Source organism: Novosphingobium sp. FW305-C-30-35 (assembly GCF_058783135.1).
The window spans coordinates 1-24,914 of record NZ_JBYSYJ010000004.1; the positions used below are offsets into that span (position 1 = coordinate 1).

Consider the following 24,914-nt stretch of genomic DNA (forward strand, 5'->3'; position numbering starts at 1 on the left):
ATGAGCGGAGACACACTGCGGCCAATCGGACATCAATACGCCCTAGCAATGCTAGGCGGCGGTGAAGAGCGTGTCCGCTCCCTAGCACAGTCTGCCGGCACTCAGCTCACGATGGATGCCTTCCTTCGCGTCCAGGACGAAGAACCCGTTCCGGCATTTCTGCATTCCGCATTGTGCGCCATGTCGCTTCCGACAAAACGTCCGAAGGACGATACTCTACCGATTCTTCGCGAAGACGGAAAATATGCACTGGCCATCAATCCACGACCGGTTCTCCAGACGGTGGACGGTAAGCCAGTGCTACGAAGCGTTGGTGTGCCTTATGGAGCTTATCCACGTGTTGCGCTGATCTATCTGCTTTCTCAGGCGGTGACGAAGCGATCCCGGGACGTTTATCTTGGGCGCAACTTCACGGAATGGATGCGCCGGCTTGGCTACCAGACCGTTTCTTATGGACCTCGCGGCACCGCCAATTTGATGCGCGAGCAAGTCGATCGACTGTTGGCTTGTGAATGGCAAATCCGGTGGGAAGGCAACGACGCCGGCGACAATGCATTTGCCGTTCGAGACGTGAAAATCTCCAACGAATACGCAGGATCCCTCGAGAAGAATGGCGCGTTTGCGCGCGAAATCCGGATGTCCGAGGCATTCTACAGTCACCTAGTCGATCATGCTGTCCCGTTGAACGAGATTGCCATTCGTGAACTTAAGGGCACGCCCACTGCTCTCGATCTCTACACCTACCTCGCGTACCGGCTTCCGCGGATCAGCAGCGATCGAGGTCAAGTGATCTCGTGGGATCAACTGGCTAAACACCTCGGCAACGATGCAGACAGCAAGCGTTTTCGTCAAACTGTGCGTGAAACGATGCAGCTGGTCTCTGCGGTCTACCCGAACGCCGACGTCGATTTCAGTGGCAGGAAGGTGATCCTCCGGCCTTCGCCAGCGCCTTTGGAGCGCAAGCTGGTTGGACCGCATTTGCGGCTACTGGGTGCCCCGGCCCAAGAAACTGCACCGAGATCATCGGTCGGCAAAGCGTCACGTGCGCCTGTCCGGGAGGTCAAAGTCGCCGAACCGTTGTTTCCGTTCCCGGGTGGCAGCTTGACCTATGGCGAGCGCGAAACGAAGTTCCGAGCAATCGGCCTTGAGAAGGGTAAGCCCTGGTGCGTCGACACCATGGCGAACGCATTCCGCACTGGCTTTCCCGGTATCAAGCAAGAGCGCACAGACGCGGAGTGGCTGAGAGTCTGGGAGTCCTTTGTCGTTCGCTATGCCGAGCGACGAGCAAACTCGGATGCGAGCTGACCGATGATTTCCGAGCACTTCGGTTAGGCTGAAACGCAAACCGGGGAGGGGAGTGGGGCTGATGGGGCAGTCATGTCCTTGGCCCGAAACAGACCAACTGTAGAGCTCCGAAGGCTCGTCGAACATCTGAAAGGCAAATGGTCGGGTGAAACTGCCATGTGCCGTTGCCCCTGCCATCCTGACAGGACCCCGTCGCTCTCCATTCGTCAGGGTGATCGAGCCATCCTCGTAACATGCCACGCAGGTTGCGACAGCCGGGACGTCCTTAGGGCCCTCCGCCGCATCGCGGACCTGCCGACTTTCGATGCCTCAGATGTGCTTCCCAGAATCGAGCACCGCGTCAAACCCCACCTCACAATCTGGCAAGCCGGTCGGCCAATCGAAGGGACTTTGGCGGAGCGATATGTGCGCGGGGTGCGCCAGATCTGGGCACCACTCGACGACCTGCGCTTTCACCCCCGGTGTCCACGAGGGCAGGGCAGCCTCGTCCGCTTCGAACCGGCACTCCTCGTTGCGATGCGCAAGTCGGGCGCGATCGCCGCGATCCAGCGGATTTTCCTCGATCCTGCGACATCGACCTACACCGAGAAGCGCGTCCTCGGCCAGGCTATCGGCGCTGCATGGACCAACGGTCCGCCCGGCAAGACCATCGGCATCTGCGAGGGGTTCGAGACTGCGGCTGCCTATACGTCGCTCACGGGCATCCAGGCCTGGGCGACGATGGGTGCCAAACGCTTCCACCAGGTTGACATCCCGGCCTCAGTGGAAACCGTGATCCTGCTGGCCGACAACGACGCCGAGGGCAGGCGGGCCCGCGATCGCGCAGCCGAATCCTACCAACGCCCCGGCCTCGCAATCGAGACCGAATGGCCGCCGGGCCGCATGAACGACTGGGCGCAGCTCCTGAAGCGGTGAGGGGAGGGGGGCTGGAGCGGGCGTGCCGCTGATCGGCACGAGCTCAGGAGTTCTCCGCATGACAACAACGATTCCGCGCGCCAGCGCCATTCTCGGCGCTGCGCGCACACTTGCCGCCAAGCTGCTCCTCGCTGTTCCGATCGACCGCGCTGCTCTGAGCCAGGCCATGACCGAGAGTGCTGGCGGAAGTGACGCCGCAGGTGCCTGGCAGCAGCGCGACAGCTTCGAGGCCCTGGAAGTCGCCCTGTCCCTCGCAATTCCCGAGCTAGTCGGTCGGATGGAGGTGGGATCCGCGATCGGCACGCTCGAGGCGCTGACGCGCGAACTGCCGACCCACACGGTGCGCAGCGAGGACCAGATCCAGTTCCAGCAGTTCTCGACGCCGCCGGCGCTAGCCAGGTTCGCGGTCCATCTGGCGCGGCTTTCCGACGATGACATGGTGCTGGAGCCAAGTGCGGGCACCGGGATCATCGCTTCGCTTGCCAAGGGCGCGGTCAAGGACCTAATCCTCAACGAACTCGAACCCACCCGCGCGGACCTGCTCGAGGCCGTGTTTCCGGGCACGAAGGTCTACCGCCAGGACGGTGCGAAACTCAGCGCGCTGCTGTCGGGAACCGCGCGGCCGAGCGTCGTGCTGATGAATCCGCCGTTCTCGGTGTCGCAATCGCGGGGAGAAGATCAGAACACCGCCGCCAGGCACCTGCGGGCCGCGCTCGACCATTTGCTGCCGGGTGGCCGGATCGTTGCGATCATGCCGGACTGGTTCTCACCCTCGGCCAGGTACGAAGAAACATTCCGGCGCACCCTTGAAGGCGCGCGGGTCGTCCTGTCGCTCCGTCTGGACAAGGGAGGCTATGCCAAGCACGGCACCGGGATCGCCGTTCGCGTGCTGGTGATCGACAAGGTGCCAGGCGAGATCGGCGTATCCACGATCAATCGCGGTTCGGTCGGCGAACTCTTCGCTGCGCTGCCAGCGGTGCCGCTCCGGGCGCCGTTGCGTGACCCGACGCCGTCGGCAGCGCCCCGACCCAAGCTCAGCCTGTTCCGCTCGGTGAAGACCGGTCCAGCCCGGCCCGTGATCGTGCGAGCTCCCCAGACCAACGACGTCCGCCTCGTCGCCTACAAGGTGCTGGCCGAACCTGCCGCGATGGGCGAGCAGCGCGGGGTCTATGCCGATTACCGGCCTTCACGCGTGGTGATCGCAGAAGCTGGCGAACACCCGACGCACCTTGTCGAATCCGCCGCCATGGCCTCTATCGCCGCGCCCAAGCCCGGCTACGTGCCCTCATTACCCGAACGCACCGTGACCGCACGACTGCTGTCCGCCGCCCAGCTCGAAACCGTGATCTACGCAGGCGAGGCCTGGAGCCGCGATCTCCACGGCCGCTTCAGCCATCCTGCCGGCGAGGTTGCGCTCAAGGAGGATCCCGAGGGTCAGCTCTACCGCACTGGCTTCTTCCTTGGCGACGGCACCGGGGCGGGGAAGGGGAGGCAGGCGGCGGCCTGCATCCTCGACCAATGGCTCAAGGGCAATCGCCGTCACATCTGGATCTCGAAGAATGCGCCGCTCCTCGAGGACGCGCAGCGCGACTGGACCGCGATTGGCGGGCTGCCGTCCGACATTCTCGATCTCGCCCGCTGGAAGATCGGCGAGGAGATCACGGCGCCAGAAGGCATCCTGTTCGTTCCCTATGGCACGCTGCGCAGTTCGCGGGTGGAGGATACCAGGTTCGACCAGATCGTCCGCTGGGCCGGTGAAGACTTCGAAGGGGTCATCGTCTTCGACGAGGCCCACGAAATGGGCGGCGTTGCGGGCGGGGAAGGGGCGCTTGGCCAAAAGCAGGGATCGCTGCAGGGCATCGCCGGGGTCCTGCTCCAGAACACACTGCCCCGCGCCCGGGTGCTCTATGCCTCGGCAACCGGCGCATCGGAAGTCAACAACCTCGCATATGCGGTGCGGCTCGGGCTGTGGGGCCCCGGCACCGCCTTTGCCAACCGCGAGCAGTTCATCAGCGAGATTCGGGACGGCGGCATTGCCGCGATGGAACTCGTCGCCCGCGACCTCAAGGCCTCCGGGCTCTACCTCGCCCGCGCGCTCAGCTTCGCAGGGATCGAGTACGATATCCTGCGCCACGATCTGACCCCAGAGCAGATCGCGGTCTACGACACCTATTGCGAGGCTTGGACAATCATCCATCAGAACCTCGAAGCCGCGCTCGAACTTACTGGCATCGTCGATGGGCTTGAGAACAAGACCCTCAATAGCGGCGCCAAGGCGGCGGCCCGCAGTCGGTTCGAGGGGACCAAGCAGCGCTTCTTTGCGCAGGTCCTGCTCTCGCTTAAGCTGCCCTCGATTTACCCCGCGATCGACGAGCATCTGGCCGAGGGTGACAGTGTCGTGGTCCAACTGGTGAGCACCGCCGAATCGATCCTCAACCGGCGACTCGATGAGCTGGAACCGGCTGAGCGAGAGGCTCTCGACATTGCCTACGACTGTAAAGAGTACGTCGTCGACTACTTGACCCGGGCCTTCCCGACCCGGCAAATGGAGGAATACACGGACGAACTCGGCGACGTGCGCTCGCGGCCGATGTGGGACGAGGCGGGCAATCCGGTCCACAACCCGCAGGCTGAGGCTGCCCGCGCCGACCTGATCGAGCACATCTGCGCCATGCCGCCGATCCCGACCGCGCTCGATGCGCTGCTCGAACACTACGGCGTGACGGCCGTCGCCGAGGTTACCGGGCGTAGCAAGCGCCTCGTCCGTGACGGATCGGGGCAGCACCGCCTCGAAAGCCGCTCACCTCGGACCAATCTTGCCGAAACCACTGCATTTATGACCGAGGCCAAGCGCATCCTCGTGTTCTCCGATGCTGGCGGCACAGGCCGCAGCTATCACGCCAGTCTTGATGCCAGGAACCAGCAGCGCCGGGTCCATTTCCTGCTCGAGCCTGGATGGCGCGCGGACCGCGCAATCCAGGGGCTAGGCCGCACCCACCGGACGCATCAGGCCTGCCCGCCGCTGTTCCGCCCCGTGACCACCGACTGCAAGGGCGAAGCGCGCTTCACCAGCACGATCGCCCGGCGCCTCGACGCCTTGGGCGCGCTGACCCGCGGCCAGCGCCAGACCGGCGGGCAGGGCATGTTCGATGCATCCGACAACCTCGAGAGCATCTACGCCAGGCACGCGCTCCACGACTGGTACGGCCTGCTCGCTATGGCCAAGCTCAAGAGCACGACATTGTCCGAGTTCCAGCGCATGAGCGGGCTCGAGCTCACCGACCAGGACGGGGTGCTGCGCGAAGACCTGCCGCCGATCCAGCGCTGGCTCAACCGCATCCTCGCGATGAAGATCGCCGTCCAGAACGCGATCTTCGACGAGTTCCTCACCCTCGTTGAAACCCGCGTCTCGGCCGCCAGGGAAGCCGGGACCTTCGACATCGGCGTCGAGACCGTAGCGGTGGAAGCGTGCGAGGTGCTGTCGGACACCGTGATCCGAACCGATCCCGTGACCGGCGCGACTTCGCACCTGCTCGAGCTGTCGCTGACCCAGCGGCGCAAGGTCCTCTCGCTCGAACGGGTCATCAAAATGGCATCCTATGAGGAACAGCCGCTGTTCCTGCGCAATGACAAGTCCGGCAAGGTAGCGCTCGCGGTTCCGGCGCCCTCGCACATGGACGATGAAGGCCACATGATCCGCCGCTACGAGCTCGTGCGGCCGCTGCGCAGCGAATACCTGCGCGCCGATCGGCTCGATGAGTCCGCCTGGGTGCCCGTCACCAAATCCCGGTTCTCTGCGCTGTGGGAGGAGGAATATGCTGCCGACGAAAGCCAGCTTGTCACCGAGACCGTCTATCTCGCGACCGGGCTGCTCCTGCCGATCTGGGGCGCGCTTCCCAAGGAGGACCTCACGGTCAACCGCATTGTCGACAAGTCTGGCGCTTCCTGGCTAGGCCGCCATGTCCACGACCTCTATGTGGATGCGACCCTTGAGAAGCTCGGGGTTGCTCGCAAGGCGCAGACCGATCCGGCCAAGATCGCCGCCGCCATTCTCGCCGGTGGGACATGGAAGGCGCCGCATCCCCTCAATTTCACGATCCGCACGGCCCGCGTGAACGGCTCCCGAAGGATCGAGATCGTCGATGCCGAAGCTGCGCGCATCCCCGAGCTCAAGGCCAAGGGCTGCTTCACCGAGATCATCGCCTACAAGACGCGCGTGTTCGTGCCGGTGGACGGAGCAAGCGAAATCCTTTCGAGGATCATCGCCTAGGCCTCTGCTTGCGTCATTGCCGGTCAGATGGATTCGGCGTGGCCACTGAGGATCGAGGCGGTGACGAACAGGCCATGCGCCTCAAGTGATCGCAGGTAATCCTCAGCGGACATTTCCGGCCGCTTGAGCCGAATGCGCAGAGTGCGGATTGCTGCGACCGCCTTGCCTTCATCGAGCGCAATGGTGTCGGCGATGAACTCGTCTGCGGTCCGCGCTTCGATGTTGAGCGGTGCGAGAATTGCCGCCGGGAAATCGTTGATGTTTTCAGTCACGACAGCCTGGGCTTGCGTCTGGACCGCGGCGGCGAGGACGTGCTCGTCATCGGCGTCGGGAAGTCCGAACGTCAGGGCCGCGACCGAAGCGTGCGCCTCAACGAGGGCTTCGGGGAAGGCCCGGTGCATGGCCTCGACTGCTCGGGCAGCCCTTGCGGACGCGTCCTCGAACCCGCGCTCGGCAAAAATCTTGTTCAAGGCCGCGCCAGCCTCATCAAGGATGCGCTGCGACCAGCGCACACGAAAGAATTCCGCCTCGGCGAGGGTGAGCAGCAGATCTCGGCGAGGAACGCTCACCAGTGTGCAGGCATCGACCAGAGCGGTGTAGCGATTTGCGAACATGGCAGGGTCAGATCAATACAGGTCCGAGCCGTCCGCAATCAGTTCGTCCATCGCCTTCGAACGAATCTTGTCGCGCGCTGCCTTGTACGCAAACACGTCCTCGGCCTTGAGCCGTCGATGCCGTCCTACCATGCTGTGCGGGATGTCACCCTTCTCGATCAACCTGATCAGGTAAGGGCGGGAAATGTTGAGCAGATCTGCTGCCTGCTGCGTCGTCAGCATCTGCTGGATCGGCACGAGCGTGACGGCATCCCCGCTCCCGATGTGACGCAGCAACTCGAGGAACAGGTCCGACATCGCCGGTGTCAGCGAGATTTCTACCGGTTTCCTGGTCTTGGGATCCGGTATGTGCAGCTTGGCCTCGCCGGCCTTCTGCGAGGCAAGGATGCGCCGAAGCTGGTTGGCGATCTGGCGATCGTCGGCAGAGGGCAGCCTGTTGCCGAAGGGCAAGGCATTGGCTGGCAGTGTCATCGTATCTCTCCGCTGATGGCCATATGCCCTAGCGCATATTCGCAATAAACGCAACCAAGTTATGCGCCTCAGGTTCCGGCGCAGGTCCGGTCCGTGAGGCATAAATGATCGATTTATGCCTCACGGACCCAATCGGACCGCCTGGAGACGCGCCGTTGCGCCCCGGGAGTTCGGGCAATCCTGAAACCATGAGGGGAGGGGGGCTGGAAGGGGTGAGCCGAAGGGCTCGGCCAAATCCGGCCTTCAGGAGCACTCCCATGAACGACATCGAGTTGATCCCGCTCGGCAAGCTACGGCTGTCCGAAGCCAACGTCCGCAAAAACGACAGCAACCTCTTCATCGAGGAACTGGCCGCCAATATCGAGGCCAAAGGCCTCCTCCAGAACCTGATCGTCGTGCCCGCCAAGAAGCGGGGCATGTTCGACGTGACCGCGGGCGGACGCCGCCTGCGCGCGCTGAACTATCTCCTCGGCACAGGCAAGCTCCCCAAGGACCACCCCGTCGCCTGTCGGGTGCTCGACATCGACGCCGCCGAGCAGTCCGAACTCTCGCTGATCGAGAACGTCATCCGGCTCGACATGACGCCGACCGACGAGATTCGGGCCTACAAGCACTTCGTCAACGAGGGCAGCGATCTTGATGCGATCGCCAAGCGGTTCGGCCGCACCCGCCGGTTCATCGAAGGCCGCCTACGGCTCGCCGACCTCGCCGATCCGATCTTCGCCGCGCTCGAGGAGGGCAAGATCACGCTCGATGTTGCCAAGGCCTATGCGACGACGCCCAACCACGACCGCCAGATGATGGTCTGGAACGAGCTGTCGAACTCCTGGCAGGGCAACAATCCGGATTCGATCCGCCGTATGGTCACGCACAGCGCGATCCGTTCGTCCTCGCCGATGGCCAAGCTTGCCAGCGAGGCCGACTACCTCGCCGCCGGCGGCAAGATTGAGCGCGACCTTTTCACCGAGGACGGCGGCGAGACGTGGATCGATGCGGAGATCGCCCAGCGCATCGCCGGCGAGAAGCTCCAGGCCTTCGCGGCCGAAATTGCCGAAACCTCCGGCTATGCCTGGGTGCGCCCGATCCTCGAGACCCGCGTCACCTACAACGCAACCGAAGACCTCTACCAGATCCATCTCGAACCGGCACCGCTCACCGAGGAGGAGCAGGTCGAGGCCGACAAGCTGCTCGAGACTATCTCGGTGCTTGAAGCCGAAAGCGAGACCCTCGACGAGGACGACGAGGCTGCCGCTGCCGAGTTTCAGGAACGCTGGGATGCCGCGAGCAGCGCCTACGATGCGCTCCACGACAAACCCCCGGTGATCCCGGAGGAAATGAAGGCGAACGTCGGCTGCTTCGTGATCATCGGCGCCGACGGCCAGCCTGCGGTTGCAAGCGGCCTCTACAGCGACAAGCCGCTCGAACGCCGCAAGGTGCGCGGCGGTGACGCGGGCGAGGGTGCCAGCGGGGCGGCAGGGGAGGGCGGTAGCGCCTCGTCCGCGCCCAAGCCACTGTCGCAGAAGCTGGTCGAGGAACTCGCCGTCCAGCGCCGCGACATCCTCGCGATCAACCTCGCCTCGAACCCGGCGATCGCGCTCGACTACCTGATCTTCGCCATCGCCGACTCCCGCGCGCTCTACAGTGCGCAGGCCTTGGGCACGACACTCCGCGCGCCCTCGCCCTCGCTCTACCTCGCCAACTACCCCGAAAGCCCCGCGCACACGCTGATGGCCGACATGCGCGAGACGCTCGACCTGTCGTGGACCGAGCACCGCCGCACCGTCGACCGGTTCTCGGCGTTCAGCGCGCTCGACGACGATGCCAAGGCAAGCTGGCTGGCCTGGTGCATGGCAAAGACGCTGGAGGCCAGCATGGGGATCGACAGGAAGGCGGGCCAGTCCGGCCCTGAGCCGATCGACCTCCACGATCATCTCGCCGCTCTGATGGGGATCAACGTCGCCAGCCACTGGCGGCCGACCTCGGCCAACTACTTCGACCGGGTCAGCAAGCAGGCGCTGCTTGCCCACGTCAGCGAAGTCGGCGGACCGACCATGGCGGCGAGCTTCATGGGTTCGAAGAAGGGCGACCTCTCGGCCTCCTGCGAGAAGCTGTTCGCCGGTGAGACTATCGTCGCGCCCGAGGTCAAGGAGGCTGCGCTCGCCTGGGTGCCCGAGGCCATGCGCTTCCGCGTCCTCGCCGCGAGCGACCCCGAAGATGAAGCGCCAGTCGAGCACGAACCCGAGAGCGATGCCGATGAGGTCGAACCTGCCGAGGAGCAGGATGCCCAAGCCGGCGAAACAGTCGACGCCTGAGCAGCCTTGCCGGCACGCTGCCCGCGCACCCTTTGCGGCCAGTGGCAGCGTGCCGGTCCATCCAGGAACCACCCCATGACCATGATCACCAAGCTGCGCGCCCGGGTCTCCCCCGAGGCGATTTCCAAGGTCACTCGGATCTTCAACGGGACCCTCGACGACATCTTCAACGAGCTCTTCCAGAACGCCCGCCGCGCGGGCGCGACCCGCATCTCCGTTACCGCCGAGCACATGGGCGATGCCTGCCTCATCACGGTGAGCGATGACGGCGCCGGGATCGCCGACCCGGTCGACCTCCTCTCGCTCGGCCAATCCGACTGGTCCGACGAATGCCGCGCCCGCGAAGATCCGGCGGGCATGGGGTTCTTCAGCCTTGCTGGCCTCGACACCGTGGTCAGTTCGCGGAGCGCACAAAGCGCATTCTCGCTCGCGATCTCGGGCGACGCCTGGACCGGCGAGGCCGACATTGACGTGCTGCCCTTCGACGGGCCGGACGGCACGGCAATCGCGTTCCGGTTCGATCCGCAGCCTGACGGCAAGCTCGAACGCTGCGTCGAGGCGGCGGCGCGGTTTCTGCCGCTTGCGGTCAGCTACAATGGCAAGGATCTCGCCCGCGCCGATTTCCTCGCCGATGCGCACAAGGTCATCGAGCGTGACGGCTTCCGCATCGGCGTGTTCCGCGACCGGTATTCACCGCATATCGCGACGCTCAATTTCCACGGGGTCACGCTCAAACACGCCTTCCCGGTCGTGAAGGAAGTCCACCACACCCAGTGGTCCGTGAAGGTCGATGTCGTCGACGCGCCCGATCTCGTCCTGGTGCTGCCCGCCCGCAAGGAAATCTACCGCAACGCCGCGCTCGACTGTCTCGTGGCGCTGTGCCGCGAGGCGATCTTCTCGGTCATCCGCGAGGAACCGTTCCACCGCCTGAGCTTCGAGAACTGGATCGAAGCGAGCTTGTATCGCGACGACTTCCCGCAGGCGGCGCGGCAATTGCCGCTGTGGTACCCGACGCTCGCCCGCGACAGCTACCGTGAGGTGCCGCGCTTTGCCGACCTCGAGGCGGGTGCGGCGATCTACGATGACACCGACTCCTTTGACGCGGTCACCTTCGGCCGGGCCTTGCGGCGCTCGAACGGCGGCGAGATGCATTGTCTGGGCGGCCCAGAACCGCGCGCCTTCTACGAGCCGATCACAAATTTCATCGGCTATCCCTGGTACGATGCCCTCCCAGCCTTCGTCCGTACCGGCGAATGCTTCACCTTCGATGACGGAACGCCCACCAATGGAGAGGGTGCCGTCACCCTGCGCCCAGACGCGATCACGATCGAACTGACCGACCAGCACGACCGGCGGCTCGATCTCGAGACCGACTTTGCGATTCTGGAAGATGCTGACTCCTGGGGCGATCCCGACGGCGCGCGCATTGCTCTGACCCGGACCACCGCGCTGGGCCCCGACGATCTCACAGACCTCATCATCGATGCGGTGTTCTCGCCATCAGACGATTCCGATGCCGACAGCTACGACACCCAGGAGACCCGTTTCCGTCACGACGCGGCGGTGCGCGCGCACGCCATCCTTGAGGGCGAGGACGAGGCAATCCTAGCCGGCATCCGCATGGCCTTCGCCGACCGGGTCGCCTGGCGCATCCCGCATGGGCGCACGCTGCGCCTCTGCTGGTCGAGCGCCGCTTCCGACCTCTCGCTCGATCCTGCCCAGGAGGGCCCGGCACAATGACCCGTCATCCCAAACCCGACGTCGCGCAGGTCATCACCGACCTGATCCTCGAAAAGATCGCCGCCGGCACCGCTCCGTGGCTCAAGCTCTGGACCTCGACGAGCACGCGGCCGCTCCGCCACAACGGGGTTCCCTACTCGGGGATAAACACGTTCTTCCTTTGGGCGGTCGCCGAGAGCCGGGGCTATGCTAGCCCCTACTGGATGACCTTCCGCCAGGCGCTCGAACTCGGCGCCCATGTCCGCAAGGGCGAGAGCGGCTCGTTCAGCGTGTTCTACAGCTCGGCGCGCAAGACCGACACCGATCGCGAGACCGGTGAAACGAGCGAGAAGACGATCCGGTTCATGAAGTGGAACCACGTCTTTAACGGTGCGCCGTAACGGCGGAAATTAAGGAGTGCTATCATGGATAGTTGATCTTGCTGGCTATAGATCATGCCCACTGGACTAACCTCGGCCAGAAATGGCTGCGATCCCGAAAGGGACGGGGAACAATAGCATGTTCAGAAAAGGTCCCGAAACGCCAAAGCCATTTGAGGCGCGAGGGATCAGGGCAAGACGTGTATGGTGAAAGCTATACTGCCTGAACCCCAGTTTGCAGCGGCTGATAACGTGGCGATGTCGCAGAATGGTTGACGCGGCATATCGGAGAGACGGAGGAAAGGGCGTTGAGTTCCTCCACAGCGAGCGGGACTTCCGCGAGCGCGCCAGCCTCTCTGACGCACCCTCTATAGGGAGGGGTAAGTGAACGAACGGGGCACCTAACCACGTCGTATCTCCAATTTCCGTAATTACGGGATGCCCTGAAGCAGGCGCTGGGAAGACCAGCGACCTGTATGGGCACGGAGCCGCCATATTACTCAAATGCCCGGTGTAATGGCCGGGACAGCCGCCGAGCAATCGGCGGACGGTCGGCAGTATAAGCTCGGGGTGACCCGGGCGAAAGCCTAACCGACCGGGGGAAGGGCGGCAGCGACTGCGATCAGACGACCTCGAAAGGAGGTGTGCTAATGCTGCCAGATACCATTGAGAGGGCCGTCAGATCACTCCCGACCGTCATCAGGTCGGGTCGGAAGGTCAATGGCCTCTATCGCCTGCTGAAAAGCCCGCTCCTCTGGGAGCATGCCTACCAGCGGATCGCCCCGAATAAAGGGGCGATGACGCCCGGAGTTGATGGTCAGACATTCGACGGCTTCTCGCCCGACAAGGTCAGGTCCATCATCGAACGGCTTGCGAACGGGACCTATCGACCTCAACCGGCAAGACGGGTGTATATCCCGAAAGCCAATGGCCAGAAACGGCCACTTGGCGTGCCGACCACGGAAGACAAGTTGGTCCAGGAAGTGGTGCGGACGATCCTCGAGCAAATCTATGAGCCGCTGTTTTCCAGACACTCTCATGGGTTCCGCCCGAAACGTTCATGCCACACGGCGTTGGAATCGATCCGCGCCATCTGGACCGGGGTGAAATGGCTGATCGACGTCGATGTTGTCGGGTTCTTCGACAACATCGATCATGATGTCCTCGTATCCCTGCTCGAAAAACGGATTGCGGATCGTCGCTTCGTGCGGCTCATCCGGGGTCTACTCAAGGCCGGGTATGTCGAAGACTGGGTCTTTCACAAGACCTACAGCGGAACGCCCCAAGGCGGGGTCGTCTCCCCGATGCTGGCGAACATCTACCTGCATGAACTGGATATGTTCATGCAGGCCAAGATGGCTGGCTTCGACAAAGGGAAGCAGCGATCACCATCCCCTGATGCCCGGCGCATCAGGAACCGCCTGTCCTATGTCCGCCGCACAGTGGATCAACTTCGCGCCAAAGGGCGCGGCGACGATCCCAGAGTCACTTCCTTCTTGGAAGAGATCGGTCGGCTCAAGGCGGAACGGCTTGCCGTTCCGGCCAGCGACGCCTTTGATCCGAACTACAGGAGACTGCGCTACTGCCGATACGCCGACGACTTCCTCATCGGCGTCACTGGTAGCAAATCGGAAGCACGACAAATCATGGAGGAGGTCAGGACCTACCTGTCCGATCACCTGAAGTTGGCCGTGTCCGCCGAGAAAAGCGGAATCCACAAGGCTTCGGATGGGGCACGGTTCCTCGGATACGAAGTCCGGACCATGACCAATCCCAATCCGCACAAGGCGATCTTCGATGGTCGTCCGGCAGTGCGGCGAGGCTTGGCCGACCGGATGAAACTTCTGGTGCCAAGGGACCGCGTCGTGCGGTTCGTCAACTCAAAGGAATGGGGCGACTACGACAGCTTCAGACCTGTTGGGAGGGCGGCCTTGCGCTTCGCAAGCGATGTGGAAATCGTCCTAGCCTATAACGCCGAATGGCGCGGCTTTGCGAACTATTATGCCATTGCTGACGACGTGAAACGCAAGCTGAACAAGGCAGGTTACTTCGCCTTGCTCTCATGCGTGAAAACCATCGCCGGAAAGCACAGGACATCGGCTCGCAGAGTCTTCGCCAAACTGCGTCGCGGTACGGACTTCTATATCAGCTACGAGGTGGGAGACACCACCCGGACAATAAAACTGTGGCAGTTGAAGGACCTCCAGCGACACACGCGCACCTGGGGCGGGATCGATATCCCTTCCTCAGCAAAGTTCGTGTTCAGCAGGACAGAGCTGGTCGAGCGGCTCAACGCCCGCGAATGCGAGCGTTGCGGTAGCAATGACCAACCTTGTGAGGTTCATCACGTCCGCAGGATCGGCGAATTGCAGCATGCCGGGTTCAGTCGCCATATGGCGGCCGCCCGTCAGCGTATACGCATGGTCTTGTGCTCCCGCTGCCACAACGATGTCCATGCCGGACAGCCGACCGACCGCCAACGGCGGACAGCACGCAGTCGTGGAGAGCCGAATGCGCTGAAAGGTGCACGTTCGGTTCGGAGGGGGGCCTAGCGATGTTCTCTCCGAGACATTGCGGGCCTACCCTACCCTCGCAGATCGAGGGGCTGCCGGCGCACTACTACCCTGAGCCGCTGGACCCCAAGGCGATCGGTGAACTCTCGGCCGGGGTGCAAGCCTTCCTCGACGCGATCCCGATCCGCGTTGTCCACGGCGGTGATAGCGCGCACTACTCGCCGGCCACCGACACAGTCACCTTGCCGACGCCAAACGCGTTCCATTCAATCGAGGCTTACTTCTCGACCCGGTGCCACGAGCTCGGCCACGCCACGGGGGCGGCCAAGCGGCTCAACCGCCAGTTCGGCAAGCGCTTCGGGGACGATGCCTATGCCTTCGAAGAAATCGTCGCCTTATCTGGACAGTCTGCACCGTGCCTGACGCGCCATTGAACGGTATGTTCTTGGTACAACGCAGGGGGGCATCAGGCCGGATGAAGCGCTATCCATAAGCTGGCGTAGTCCGGCCTGATGGCCACCGTCCCGCAGCCGCGCAACATGCGCGATCTGGAGTCGGGAGGGGGTCCGGGGGAGGGACTGGCAAGCTGTGGATACTTCAGACACGTCGATCGTCATTCAGGAACGCCGGGCGGCGGATGGCTTGGATTCCTACGTTCCGGTGATCCTGCGAGGTGGAGAGATCTACGATCCAGACCTCGACCGCTACTTTCTTGATCTGCCGTTGAACGGGGCGCGGTCTCGCCATTCGCTACGCGCCCACGGCTATGATGTCCTGGTCTGGGCTCGCTTCCTCGCCTCAGTCTGTGGCAAGTCCGTCTGGCAAGCCGATACCGATGATGTCAGTGCTTATCATCGGGCACGTCGGCGTAGTGACGCTGAGTTCCGGGTTTCGGCGTCGACGTGGAACCGGGCGATTGCCTCGCTCGACAAGCTTTATCGATGGGCCGAGCGGGAGGGTCTGATCGAGCGCACACCATTTACCCACCGTCAGGTCTGGCGAAGTTCGCACGGAGGGCGTCGAGGGGCCGTCACGGGCCGCAACGACGCCTATGAACGCGCGGCCCGTCGGTCCGATGTCCGCTTCATCGATCTCACCGATTACCGCGCCTTCCGCGAGGTCGGCCTGCGCGGCCTGACCGTAGAGGGAACCGAGCGCCCTGGAGCACGTGACCGCAATGGCGCGCGCAACGCGCTGTTCGCGGACCTGCTGGTCACCACCGGCCTGCGCCTCGAAGAGGCATCCTTTCTGCTCGCCTCCGAGATTCCGGTTGGCGGCGCCCGCGCGGAACGTCAGCGGCGGGTAGAGCTTCCGGCGGCACTCACCAAGGGGGACAGGGGGCGTAGCATGTTGCTGCCGCGCCGCTTGTTACCGGTGTTTGACGCCTATCTCGCCGTGGAGCGAGCCGAAGCCGTCGCCAAGTTCGCAAGACGCCGTGGCTGGGAAGCCATCGACCGCCCGATCTTCATCCACCGCCCCTCATTCGGGCCGCGCGCATTGCATCTCGTTGGCGGTGGGACAATGGACTTGGAGGTCGTCACACCGGATGAACGCGGGAGGCTCGTCATTTGCGATGGCGACGGAACGCCCTGCGAAGCAGCGGTGCTCTGGTTGACCGAGGTCGGGCATCCTGTGCTCCCCAACTCGTGGGAAGCGATCTTCGCACGGGCGAGCCGCCGTTGCACGGATGCCGGCATCCCGGTCCGGGTCAGCCCCCATCAGCTCAGGCATTCGTTCGCGGTCCACATGCTGGCCATGCTGATCCAGCGCCGCCTTGCCGAGGCGGCGGCACCGGTGGGCGCTATGGAAGGTTATCGCCAGTTGGTCGGAGATCCGCTTCAGCAGGTGCAGCGATTGCTTGGCCACTCAAGCCTCGCCACGACCTCGATCTATCTCGATCACCTTGCCACGCGTGCCGATACCGTCGATGCGGCGGTCGAAGAGCTGTTGGCACTCGTACCGGGCTATCTTCCATCATGACCGCTGCTCCACGCAAAGGGCGCAAGGTCAGTTTCGGGGCCGCCGCGACTGCGCCCGAGGCCGATCCATGGTCGCGGATCAGCACGCTGCGCTTCATGATCGATCCGCCATACGGCGGCGAGTTGCTCGTGGATTTCACCAGCTTGCGGCCCCGTGGCCTGGCTCTCGCCTTTGCCCGCGGCCTGTTCATGCTCGTTGCCCCGCGCGGCCCCATCTTGGTGCGTTCGTCGATCAAGACATACGTGACGCAGTTACCGAGCTTCTTTGCCTATCTTGCCAGGACAGGCGACCGGATCAACGGCCCGGCAGACCTTCGCGCCGACCACATCGACGGGTTCGAGCGATGGCTCGCCGCGCAGGGCAAGTCGCGCGGGCACGCGCCGACCTATGTTGCCAAGGTTGTCTCTGTCCTTCGCCGCATTGCGGCCGATAGTCCCGAGCTTGTCGATCCTGGCTTGCGGGAACGGCTGCGCTACGTCAGCTCACACCCCCACGTTCGCCCCCGTCCACGCGATGCCTACAGTCCGTATGTCGCTCGCCAACTCCGCGATGCGGCACGCGCCGATCTCGTTGCGATCGAGGCGCGCTTGCGGGCGGGGCCGCGTTTCGATGAGGTGCCGGAGATCGAAGGCGCATACCGCCAAGCCCACGCTGCCATCGAAGAGCGCGGCGTGCTGCACCACCGTGATCCGGCATGTCAGAGCCTGTATAAGCTGCGGTGGATCCGCGAACTGAGCGGCGCAAGGTTCAACCTGAGCCTCCATGCTGCCCACTACCTTACCGCACACGACGTCGTGCCGCTTCTCGTTCTGCTCTCGCTGGACACGGGGCTTGAGCTGGAGTGTTGCAAGTCACTCACCATCGACTGCTTGCGCAACGCTTCGGGCGGCACCGTCGATGTCGCCTATACCAAGCTTCGCGCCCACGGTGCCGAACACAAGACCATCCGGGTCCGCGATGGCGGCTCGTCGACACCGGGCGGCCTGATCCGGCGGATCATCGCACTCTCCGCCAAGGCCAGAGTGCATAACCCCAGCGACAACCTTTGGGTCTATTATCAGACCAACGAGATCACCGCTGGTATCCGCCATCCGCGCATGACGATCGACGCCTGGACGCAGCGTCACGGCATTGTCGATGACGCCGGTCGACCACTATTCCTGCGCCTCTCGCAGCTACGCAAGACGCACAAGGCCCTGTGGTACCTCAAGACTGAAGGGCACATGGCCCGCTTCGCCGTCGGCCATACCGCCGAGATCGCGGCACGGCACTACGCCGATATTCCGGCACTCAGACCGCTGCACGAGCAGGCCGTGGCGGATGCCCTCGAAGAAGCGCTGACCGGTCCAAGGGTCCTTCTTCCTCCAGAGGAAGAGCGACTGCGCGGCGAGTTGGCGAGCCCCGCTCCGGATGATGAAGGCATCTCGCGCGCACTTCTCGACGGCGAACAGGACGTCTGGCTTGCCAGCTGCGGCAACTTCTATTCCAGTCCCTTTGCATCTGCCGGGACCGCGTGCCCCACGCCATTCTGGGGTTGCCTAGATTGTCGCAACGCGGTCATCACCGCGCGCAAGCTGCCCGCCATCCTCGCGTTCCTCACCTTCGTTGATGATCAGCGAGCCCGTTTGAGCGCGGCCGAGTGGGCAGCCAAGTTCGGCCATGCCCGTGACCGCATTGTTCAGCAGATCCTGCCCGCCTTCGGCGACGATGTCGTGGCAAGGGCCCGGGCGCAGGCCGCGGCCGAACCTCCCATGGTTTACCTGCCACCCGAGGCCCGCGCATGACCGCTCTCGAGCTTCTGGCCGACAGCTGCAATGGACGTGACGCCTTCCCGGTGCTCATCTCCGCACCGCTCCGCCCTGGGGTCGATCGCGCGCATATCTCGCGATATGGCGATCCGGTCTGGGATCTGGCTCCCGGCGTGTTTCGCGACAATGCCCGGCGGTGTCATGTCACGGTACATTTCGACGGCATCGAAGACCCATCTATCGCCGATGCCCTGCGCCAGATTCTGCATGCGCGGCTCAATGTCGATCTACCCGGCCACCGTTCACGGCTTGAGCCGGCGGGAGTGCGCGGCGAGGCCAACCGGACCTTGCGCTTTTTCGACTTCGTGAAGGCGGAGCTGGGTCGTTTCGATCTCGGCCGGGTCGATCAGCCTTTGGCCGATCGCTACGCCCGCTCTTTGCGCCTTGCCGGGCTGCGTCCGGCTGCAGTCGCTACCCGGCTGCGCGTGATCTTCGACCTGCACGAGTTGCGCCACCATCTGACGACCGCACGCCTGTCCTTTGAGCCATGGCCCGGCCGCAGCCCGTTTTCGGTGGCGGGAGCAAAGCATATCGCCGGAGAGAACCGGACGCCGCGCATTCCGGAAGCGATCATCACCCCGCTGCTCGCCTGGTCGCTGCGCTACGTGACCTGCTATGCAGATGACATCCTCGCCGCGCGGGCGGAACTCGATCGCCTTGAAGCAAAACGCGACCGTCTGGTTGCCGCTGAGGCAGGTCTTGATCATCCGGATCGACGGTCGCGACAACGCCACCGCCTCAACACCCATATTGCCGCCTTGCGGCGACAAGGGCGCGGGATTCCGATCTGGACCACGCCACACAACGGCACAACGCGGACAGATCCGCAAAGCGGCGATGTCACGCCGCCGATCAACTATCATCTGATCCACCTTCACGCTGGCATCGACGCGCAGGTTGAACCTGCCATGCACCTTGGCCTCACCACCGGCGCGCCGGACCTCATCGCCGCCGCCATCGCAGAACTCGGCACCGAGATCGGCGGGATGGATACGCCCATTTCGGCCGATCCCGATACTGGCCTGCCCTGGCGCACCCGCTTCGATGCCAAGGTCCTGGCTCTCGAAGAGGTCATGCTGCAGTCGGCAGCCTACGTCGTTTGTGCCTATCTCTCAGGTATGCGGGACAGCGAGATCCAGGCGATGAAGCGGGGATGCCTGTCCATCACCAGAGCAGAAGACGGTGCGATCTTGCGGCATCGCATCAAGTCCACCGCTTACAAGGGCAAGCGCGGAGGCGGCGAGGAGGCCGAGTGGGTCACGATCGCACCGGTTGCCGAAGCCATCGCCGTCCTCGAACGGCTTTCCGCGCGGGCGAGCCTAGCGCGCGGGACAACGACCTTGTGGCCGGTCCTCGCGCTTCGGGCCAATACCAAGACACACGTTTCTGCAGAGATCGTCCGGCAACTCAACCGGTTTCGCGATCATCTCAACGACCGGTTCGGAACGGCGCAGGCACCGATCATTCCTGCCGGCCCCAATGGCGCGCCCTGGCGTCTGACCACACGCCAGTTTCGCCGGACCATCGCCTGGCACATCGCCAACCGGCCCTTTGGGACGATTGCCGGCATGATCCAGTACAAGCACGCCAGCGTTGCGGCGTTCGAAGGCTATGCCGGCAGCAGCCGGTCCGGATTTCGCGGAGAGATCGAAGCCCAGCGCGCGCTTGGCCAGATCGACGATATCCTCGTCTACTTCGACGAGCGGCAAGGTGGCGCGCGCCTTGGCGGACCTGCCGCGAACAGGATCGGAGCCGCACTCGATACTGCCGCCCACGAGTTGGCGCCGTTACCCGCCATGATTGCCGACCGGCCACGCCTGCGCACGATGCTCGGCAGTCTCGCGCGGACATTGCATGTCGGACCGCTGGCCGATTGCTTCTTTGATCCGGCAACTGCCCTGTGCCTTAACCGCATTTCGGAACCGGGTGCGACCGGACCAATGATCGCCATGTGCGAGCCGGTCCGCTGCCCCAATGCCTGTATTGTCGAGCGGCATCGCCCGGTCTGGCAGCGCGGAGCTGACGAGGCGCGGCTGTTGCTGCGCGAGAAGCGGCTTCCTGAACCGCAGCGGGTAACGCTTGAGGCCGAGGTAACGCGTATCGAGAGGATCTTGTCGCAGATCGATCCCGAAGCGAGGCAAGTCTGATACCCCCCGCAAGCATAAAAGGAAGCCGACCTGGTCTTGCGGCGTCGACATTTCAGCTATCGGCCGCAGCCCGGCTAGAAGGCTACAGATTGGCGGACATGGTGGCCAGAAGTCGCTTGAAGATGGCAACTTCATCGTCCGATATGCCCATGAGCAACCGCTCATAGACCACATCGGCTTCCGCTCTGAGCGCGGGCAGGATGGCGATGGCCTTAGGGAGCAGGTGCAAGGTCCACACCCGGCGGTTGCCTTCCACCGCCCGGCGTTCGACGTAGTCCGCCTTTTCGAGTTGGTCGATGACGTGACCGACGCTGGCGCGCTCCAGTTCGAGGCATTTGGCGAGCTCGGTCTGGGTCAGACCGGGGGTGCGGAAGATATAGGCGAGAGCGCGCCATTGGGTTCGGGTCAGCCCGAACTTGGCGGTTGAGGAATCGAACACGCGGCGCAGCTTGCGCGGAACCTCCTCAACCAGGAACACCAGCCCATCGGCCTCGGTGAGGTAGCTCTGCTGGTCGGACGTGTTCGCCATGCCACGGCTCATAGCTTCCGATTGGCCAAAAGGACAGCCTTTACTGTAAGGCATCATACAGTAAGATAAAAGCATGTCGAATCCGCCCGTCACCCTGTCCGGCCATTCCGGCCATGCCATCGCCGCCCTGATTGAAGGCCCTGAGCAGGGTATGCCGGTGCTGCTCGCCCACGGCGGCGGGCAGACCAAGCGGGCGTGGAAGCGGGTGACGACGATGCTGGCTGATCACAGCTTTCGCGCCATCGCGCTCGATCTGCGCGGGCATGGCGACAGCGCCTGGGCCGATGACGGAGCCTATGACATTGTCGATTTCGCTGGCGATCTGGTCGCCATCGCCGGGTCGCTCGACCGCAAGCCCGCGCTGATCGGAGCATCACTTGGCGGGCTGGCCGGGATCATGGCCGAAGGCGAGGTCGCCCCCGGCAGCTTCGCCTCGCTGACCCTTGTGGACATCACCCCGCAAATGGAGGCGGGCGGCGTGACGCGCGTGGTTGGTTTCATGGCGGCGCACGCGCGCGAAGGCTTTGCCTCGCCGGAAGAAGCGGCGCGGGTGATTTCGGAATATCTCCCCCATCGCCCAAGCCGCAAGGCGTCGTCCGGTCTCGCCCATTATTTGCGGCAGAAGAGCGATGGGCGCTATTACTGGCATTGGGACCCAGCCTTCATCGATGGCATCATGCGTCGCAACGCCGAGCGCGGCGATGGCAGCGACTATGGACGCGGCGAACTGGGCGAAGCCGCCGCGCGGCTTGCGCTGCCGGTCCACCTCATCCGGGGCGGATCGAGCGATCTGGTCTCGCCCGAAGCCGTCGCGCATTTCCGCGCGCTGGTTCCCCACGCCGCCTACAGCGACATCGCCGATGCGACGCATATGGTAGTCGGCGACCAGAACGACGCCTTTGGCGATGCGATCCTCGACTTCCTGATGCGGACACACGGAACGGAGATCGCGGCATGAGTGAACCTGCAGCGAAGGTCGACCTCGAACAGCTCCGTGCGATGCTGCTCATCGCGCCGTTCCACCAATGGCTGGGGCTGGATATCGCCGAACTGACAGACGAGGCGCTGATCCTCGAGATGCCGTGGCGCGAGGAAATCGTCTCCAACCCGATGATCGGATCGGCCCATGGCGGTGTCCTCTCGGCGCTGATCGACCTGACCGGGCTTTACACCATCAACGCGCTCGGCGGATCGGCGCGTGCGACGGCTGACATGCGGGTCGATTTCCACCGACCCGCCACTTCGGGGCCGCTGCGCGCGATCGGGCGGGTGGTCAAGCTGGGCAAGCAATTGAGCGTTGCCGAAACCCGGATCGAAGATGCCGAGGGCAGGCTGCTGGCCAGCGGACGGGGTGCCTATGTCGGCTAAGCCCTTAGCTGCTCCGGGAGCCTTGGCAGTGCTTGCGCTGGCGGGTTGCGTTGCGGTCCCCGACGCCGGAGTTCGTCCGGTCATGGAAACCGCCGACACAATCGAGGCTGCGCAGACCTTGGCCGCGCGCGGCAATACGGCCTGGCCGCCAGACCAATGGTGGCGCCTGGCGGGCGATCCGCAACTGACCGCGCTGATCGAGGAGGGCCTTTCCAATTCGCCGCAGGTTGCGGTGGCGGTGGCGCGGGTCAGGCGCGCCGAAGCCGAGGCGCAGCGCGTCGGAGCCGCACGGCTCCCCTCGATCGGTGCCGAGGCCGAAGGCGGTCTGCGCCGCCAGAGTGGCAACAACGGTATCCCCGCGCAGTTCCTGCCCGATGGGTGGAAGGATTACGGGCAGACCTCGCTCAGCTTCGGCTTCGACCTCGACCTGTGGGGGCGCAATCGAGCCGCCTATGCTGCCGCAACGTCGGAAGCCCGCGCGGCGGTTGTCGATGCGGCGCAGGCTCGCCTCGTGCTCTCGGTCGCGATAACCGCCGCCTACGCAGAGCTCGGGCGCCATTACCGCGAGCGCGACAATGCAGCGGCCACGCTCGCCAACCGCCGCTCGATGCGCGATCTTGTCGCCCAGCGCCAGCGCAACGGGCTCGACAACCTCGCCAGCCTGCGCCGCGCCGATGCCGAAGTTGCCTTGGCGGAGCAGGATCTGGCAGCCGTCGATGAGAACATCGGCATGCGCCGCAACCAGCTTGCCGCGCTCCTGGGTGCTGGCCCGGATCGGGGAACGTCGATTACCCGTCCGCCGCTTGCACCCTCGACACCCGGCGGGGTTCCCGCCGGTGTCACCACCGACCTGCTTGGCAGGCGGCCCGATATCGTCGCCGCGCGCGAGCGCGTGGAAGCGGCGGCGAGCCGCGTCAAAGTGGCGCGGGCCGGGTTCTTCCCGTCGATCAACCTCAGGGCGCTGATTGGCCTTCAGGCCCTCGGTCTCGGCAATCTCGTCGATTCCGGCTCCTTGTTCGGAAGCGTCGGTCCGGCCATCAGCCTGCCGATCTTTCAGGGCGGCGCGCTCAAAGCGCAATATGGCAGTGCCGAGGCCGCCTATGACGAGGCCGTCGCAAACTACAACCAGACCGTTGTCACCGCGTACCAGCAGGTTGCCGACGCGGTGACCCAGCGCGACGCAGCGGACAAGCGGCTTGGCGCAACCCGCACGGCGCTGGCCGCAAGCGAGGAAGCGCTAGGCCTGGTGCGCACACGCTACGAGGCCGGGCTTGCCAGTTACCTCGACGTCCTCGCCAGCGAACGCGGTGTGCAGGACCTTCGCGTCGCAGTCATCGGCCTTGAGACATACGAACGCGGCGCGACGCTGGCGATGATCCGTGCACTGGGCGGCGGGTTCGACGCGGGCACTACCCAACCATCAGGACAGACCGAGCAATGAGCGATACTGCGACACAAGCTGCCGAAGTCGATCCGGAACTGTCCGCCTTTCGCAAGGCACGCCGGACGATGTGGCTCAAGCGCCTGGCCATCGTGCTCGCAGTGGCGGCTCTCGCATGGGGTGCCTGGTACGTGCTGGTCGCCCGCAACTATGTCAGCACCGACAATGCCTACGTGAATGCGCGAATGGCGCAGGTCACGCCGCTGGTTGCCGGATCGGCCATCGAGGTGCTGGTCGAAGATACGCAGCAGGTGAAGGCGGGTGATGTCCTGGTCCGGCTCGACCAGGCCAACGCCAAAATCGCCGTTGCGCAGGCCGAAGCCGATCTTGCCGCCGCCCGCCGCAAATTCGGGCAGGCGGTTGCGACCAACAGCGCGCTGTCGGCCCAGATCGACACCTCAAGCGCCGGTCTCGTACAGGCCCGGGCGCGACTTCGCACTGCAGAGGCCGAGTTCGAAAAGGCGCGGATCGACTTGCAGCGCCGTGAGGCCGTCATTGCCAGCGGCGCGATCTCGGGTGAGGAACTGACCCAGGCGCGCAAGGCCTATGCCTCCGCCAACGCGGCGCTCGAGGCGGCCCGCGGGGGCATCTCCGAAGTCACTTCAGCCCGCCGGGTCGCGCAAGGGCAACTTGCCGCCAACGATGCCCTGGTGCGCGGCTCCAGCGTAGATACCGACCCAGCGGTTCAGGCGGCCAAGGCCCGGCTCGATGCCGCCTTGCTCGACCTCCAGCGTACCGAAATTCGCGCGCCGGTTTCCGGGGTGGTGAGCCGCCTGCAGATTCAGGTGGGGCAGCGCCTGAGCCCCGGTCAGACCATCATGACCATCGTCCCGATCGACAAGCTCTACGTCGATGCCAACTTCAAGGAAGGCCAACTCGGCCGTGTCCGTCCTGGCATGGCTGTAACCCTCAAGTCGGATCTTTACGGCGGCGATGTCGTCTACCACGGCAAGGTCACCGGGCTGGCCGGCGGTACGGGATCATCGATGGCAATCATCCCCGCCCAGAACGCCACCGGCAACTGGATCAAGACTGTTCAGCGCCTGCCGGTGCGGATCGAACTCGATCCTGCCGAACTGCGCAAGCACCCGTTGCGCGTCGGGCTGTCGATGGAAGTCGAGATCGATGTTTCCGGTGAGTGA

The 24,914-nt window shown here is 64.2% G+C and carries 18 protein-coding genes; 15 read left to right on the top strand and 3 right to left on the bottom strand.

The genetic code is table 11. The features are described from left to right. The 3 genes from AC3WLM_RS21105 to AC3WLM_RS21115 form a co-directional block, all read left to right on the top strand. A partial coding sequence (locus AC3WLM_RS21105; RefSeq protein WP_492478661.1) for a replication protein RepA occupies window positions 1-1,305 on the top strand: 1,305 nt, incomplete at its 5' end. A 156-nt stretch (window positions 1,306-1,461) separates the two neighbouring features. Beyond that, a complete protein-coding gene (locus tag AC3WLM_RS21110; protein WP_492478662.1) occupies window positions 1,462-2,220 on the top strand; it encodes a DUF7146 domain-containing protein in 759 nt (252 codons plus the stop codon). A 58-nt stretch (window positions 2,221-2,278) separates the two neighbouring features. Next, on the top strand, window positions 2,279-6,490 hold the full coding sequence (locus AC3WLM_RS21115) for a strawberry notch-like NTP hydrolase domain-containing protein (RefSeq protein WP_492478663.1): 4,212 nt from the start codon (window positions 2,279-2,281) through the stop codon (window positions 6,488-6,490). Window positions 6,491-6,513: 23 nt separating this feature from the next. Here the strand turns inward: AC3WLM_RS21115 and AC3WLM_RS21120 are convergent, their stop codons facing one another. Both AC3WLM_RS21120 and AC3WLM_RS21125 read right to left on the bottom strand, forming a co-directional pair. After that, window positions 6,514-7,104: a VapC50 family PIN domain-containing toxin gene (locus AC3WLM_RS21120; RefSeq protein ID WP_492478664.1), complete on the bottom strand. Its 591-nt coding sequence runs from the start codon at window positions 7,102-7,104 to the stop codon at window positions 6,514-6,516. A gap of 12 nt (window positions 7,105-7,116) precedes the next feature. Continuing rightward, window positions 7,117-7,575 carry a helix-turn-helix domain-containing protein gene (locus tag AC3WLM_RS21125; protein ID WP_079731422.1) on the bottom strand — a complete coding sequence of 153 codons (459 nt, stop codon included), beginning with the start codon at window positions 7,573-7,575 and terminating at the stop codon, window positions 7,117-7,119. Window positions 7,576-7,832: 257 nt separating this feature from the next. Here AC3WLM_RS21125 and AC3WLM_RS21130 point away from each other — a divergent pair, with 257 nt between their 5' ends. The 8 genes from AC3WLM_RS21130 (at window position 7,833) to AC3WLM_RS21165 (ending at window position 20,434) form a co-directional block, all read left to right on the top strand. Then, window positions 7,833-9,887, top strand: coding sequence for a ParB/RepB/Spo0J family partition protein (locus tag AC3WLM_RS21130; RefSeq protein WP_492478665.1), 2,055 nt, complete (start codon window positions 7,833-7,835; stop codon window positions 9,885-9,887). 75 nt (window positions 9,888-9,962) lie between these two features. Then, entirely contained in the window at window positions 9,963-11,627 is a 1,665-nt protein-coding gene (locus tag AC3WLM_RS21135) for an ATP-binding protein (protein ID WP_492478666.1), read from the top strand. After that, entirely contained in the window at window positions 11,624-12,007 is a 384-nt protein-coding gene (locus AC3WLM_RS21140; protein WP_492478667.1) for an ArdC-like ssDNA-binding domain-containing protein, read from the top strand. The genes AC3WLM_RS21135 and AC3WLM_RS21140 overlap by 4 nt, the downstream gene beginning before the upstream one ends. A 629-nt stretch (window positions 12,008-12,636) precedes the next feature. Next, on the top strand, window positions 12,637-14,538 hold the full coding sequence (locus AC3WLM_RS21145; RefSeq protein WP_492478668.1) for a reverse transcriptase domain-containing protein: 1,902 nt from the start codon (window positions 12,637-12,639) through the stop codon (window positions 14,536-14,538). Window positions 14,539-14,540: 2 nt separating this feature from the next. After that, window positions 14,541-14,933 carry a zincin-like metallopeptidase domain-containing protein gene (locus AC3WLM_RS21150; protein WP_492478669.1) on the top strand — a complete coding sequence of 131 codons (393 nt, stop codon included), beginning with the start codon at window positions 14,541-14,543 and terminating at the stop codon, window positions 14,931-14,933. A 154-nt stretch (window positions 14,934-15,087) separates the two neighbouring features. Next, on the top strand, window positions 15,088-16,479 hold the full coding sequence (locus AC3WLM_RS21155; RefSeq protein WP_492478670.1) for a tyrosine-type recombinase/integrase: 1,392 nt from the start codon (window positions 15,088-15,090) through the stop codon (window positions 16,477-16,479). Further along, entirely contained in the window at window positions 16,476-18,263 is a 1,788-nt protein-coding gene (locus AC3WLM_RS21160; protein ID WP_492478671.1) for a site-specific integrase, read from the top strand. The genes AC3WLM_RS21155 and AC3WLM_RS21160 overlap by 4 nt, the downstream gene beginning before the upstream one ends. Further along, a complete protein-coding gene (locus AC3WLM_RS21165; protein WP_492478672.1) occupies window positions 18,260-20,434 on the top strand; it encodes a site-specific integrase in 2,175 nt (724 codons plus the stop codon). Before AC3WLM_RS21160 ends, AC3WLM_RS21165 begins: the two co-directional genes overlap by 4 nt. Before the next feature lie 82 nt (window positions 20,435-20,516). Here the strand turns inward: AC3WLM_RS21165 and AC3WLM_RS21170 are convergent, their stop codons facing one another. Continuing rightward, a complete protein-coding gene (locus AC3WLM_RS21170; protein ID WP_492478673.1) occupies window positions 20,517-20,963 on the bottom strand; it encodes a MarR family winged helix-turn-helix transcriptional regulator in 447 nt (148 codons plus the stop codon). Between the two features lie 73 nt (window positions 20,964-21,036). Here AC3WLM_RS21170 and AC3WLM_RS21175 point away from each other — a divergent pair, with 73 nt between their 5' ends. Genes AC3WLM_RS21175 through AC3WLM_RS21190 form a run of 4 tightly spaced genes read left to right on the top strand, consistent with a single transcriptional unit; the run spans window position 21,037 to window position 24,914 of the window. Beyond that, entirely contained in the window at window positions 21,037-21,921 is an 885-nt protein-coding gene (locus tag AC3WLM_RS21175) for an alpha/beta fold hydrolase (protein ID WP_492478674.1), read from the top strand. Further along, window positions 21,918-22,331 carry a hotdog fold thioesterase gene (locus AC3WLM_RS21180; protein ID WP_169494313.1) on the top strand — a complete coding sequence of 138 codons (414 nt, stop codon included), beginning with the start codon at window positions 21,918-21,920 and terminating at the stop codon, window positions 22,329-22,331. The genes AC3WLM_RS21175 and AC3WLM_RS21180 overlap by 4 nt, the downstream gene beginning before the upstream one ends. Further along, window positions 22,321-23,772, top strand: a complete 1,452-nt coding sequence (locus AC3WLM_RS21185) for an efflux transporter outer membrane subunit (protein WP_492478675.1) — start codon at window positions 22,321-22,323, stop codon at window positions 23,770-23,772. The genes AC3WLM_RS21180 and AC3WLM_RS21185 overlap by 11 nt, the downstream gene beginning before the upstream one ends. Next, complete coding sequence (locus tag AC3WLM_RS21190; protein WP_492478676.1) at window positions 23,769-24,914, top strand: EmrA/EmrK family multidrug efflux transporter periplasmic adaptor subunit; 1,146 nt, start codon at window positions 23,769-23,771, stop codon at window positions 24,912-24,914. The genes AC3WLM_RS21185 and AC3WLM_RS21190 overlap by 4 nt, the downstream gene beginning before the upstream one ends.

Bases quoted from the DNA above. Each gene is read 5' to 3' on its own strand.
- AC3WLM_RS21110 (WP_492478662.1), top strand. From the start codon at position 1,462: ATGTGCCGTTGCCCCTGCCATCCTGACAGGACCCCGTCGCTCTCCATT.
- AC3WLM_RS21115 (WP_492478663.1), top strand. From the start codon at position 2,279: ATGACAACAACGATTCCGCGCGCCAGCGCCATTCTCGGCGCTGCGCGC.
- AC3WLM_RS21120 (WP_492478664.1), bottom strand. From the start codon at position 7,104: ATGTTCGCAAATCGCTACACCGCTCTGGTCGATGCCTGCACACTGGTG.
- AC3WLM_RS21125 (WP_079731422.1), bottom strand. From the start codon at position 7,575: ATGACACTGCCAGCCAATGCCTTGCCCTTCGGCAACAGGCTGCCCTCT.
- AC3WLM_RS21130 (WP_492478665.1), top strand. From the start codon at position 7,833: ATGAACGACATCGAGTTGATCCCGCTCGGCAAGCTACGGCTGTCCGAA.
- AC3WLM_RS21135 (WP_492478666.1), top strand. From the start codon at position 9,963: ATGACCATGATCACCAAGCTGCGCGCCCGGGTCTCCCCCGAGGCGATT.
- AC3WLM_RS21140 (WP_492478667.1), top strand. From the start codon at position 11,624: ATGACCCGTCATCCCAAACCCGACGTCGCGCAGGTCATCACCGACCTG.
- AC3WLM_RS21145 (WP_492478668.1), top strand. From the start codon at position 12,637: ATGCTGCCAGATACCATTGAGAGGGCCGTCAGATCACTCCCGACCGTC.
- AC3WLM_RS21150 (WP_492478669.1), top strand. From the start codon at position 14,541: ATGTTCTCTCCGAGACATTGCGGGCCTACCCTACCCTCGCAGATCGAG.
- AC3WLM_RS21160 (WP_492478671.1), top strand. From the start codon at position 16,476: ATGACCGCTGCTCCACGCAAAGGGCGCAAGGTCAGTTTCGGGGCCGCC.
- AC3WLM_RS21165 (WP_492478672.1), top strand. From the start codon at position 18,260: ATGACCGCTCTCGAGCTTCTGGCCGACAGCTGCAATGGACGTGACGCC.
- AC3WLM_RS21170 (WP_492478673.1), bottom strand. From the start codon at position 20,963: ATGGCGAACACGTCCGACCAGCAGAGCTACCTCACCGAGGCCGATGGG.
- AC3WLM_RS21175 (WP_492478674.1), top strand. From the start codon at position 21,037: ATGTCGAATCCGCCCGTCACCCTGTCCGGCCATTCCGGCCATGCCATC.
- AC3WLM_RS21180 (WP_169494313.1), top strand. From the start codon at position 21,918: ATGAGTGAACCTGCAGCGAAGGTCGACCTCGAACAGCTCCGTGCGATG.
- AC3WLM_RS21185 (WP_492478675.1), top strand. From the start codon at position 22,321: ATGTCGGCTAAGCCCTTAGCTGCTCCGGGAGCCTTGGCAGTGCTTGCG.
- AC3WLM_RS21190 (WP_492478676.1), top strand. From the start codon at position 23,769: ATGAGCGATACTGCGACACAAGCTGCCGAAGTCGATCCGGAACTGTCC.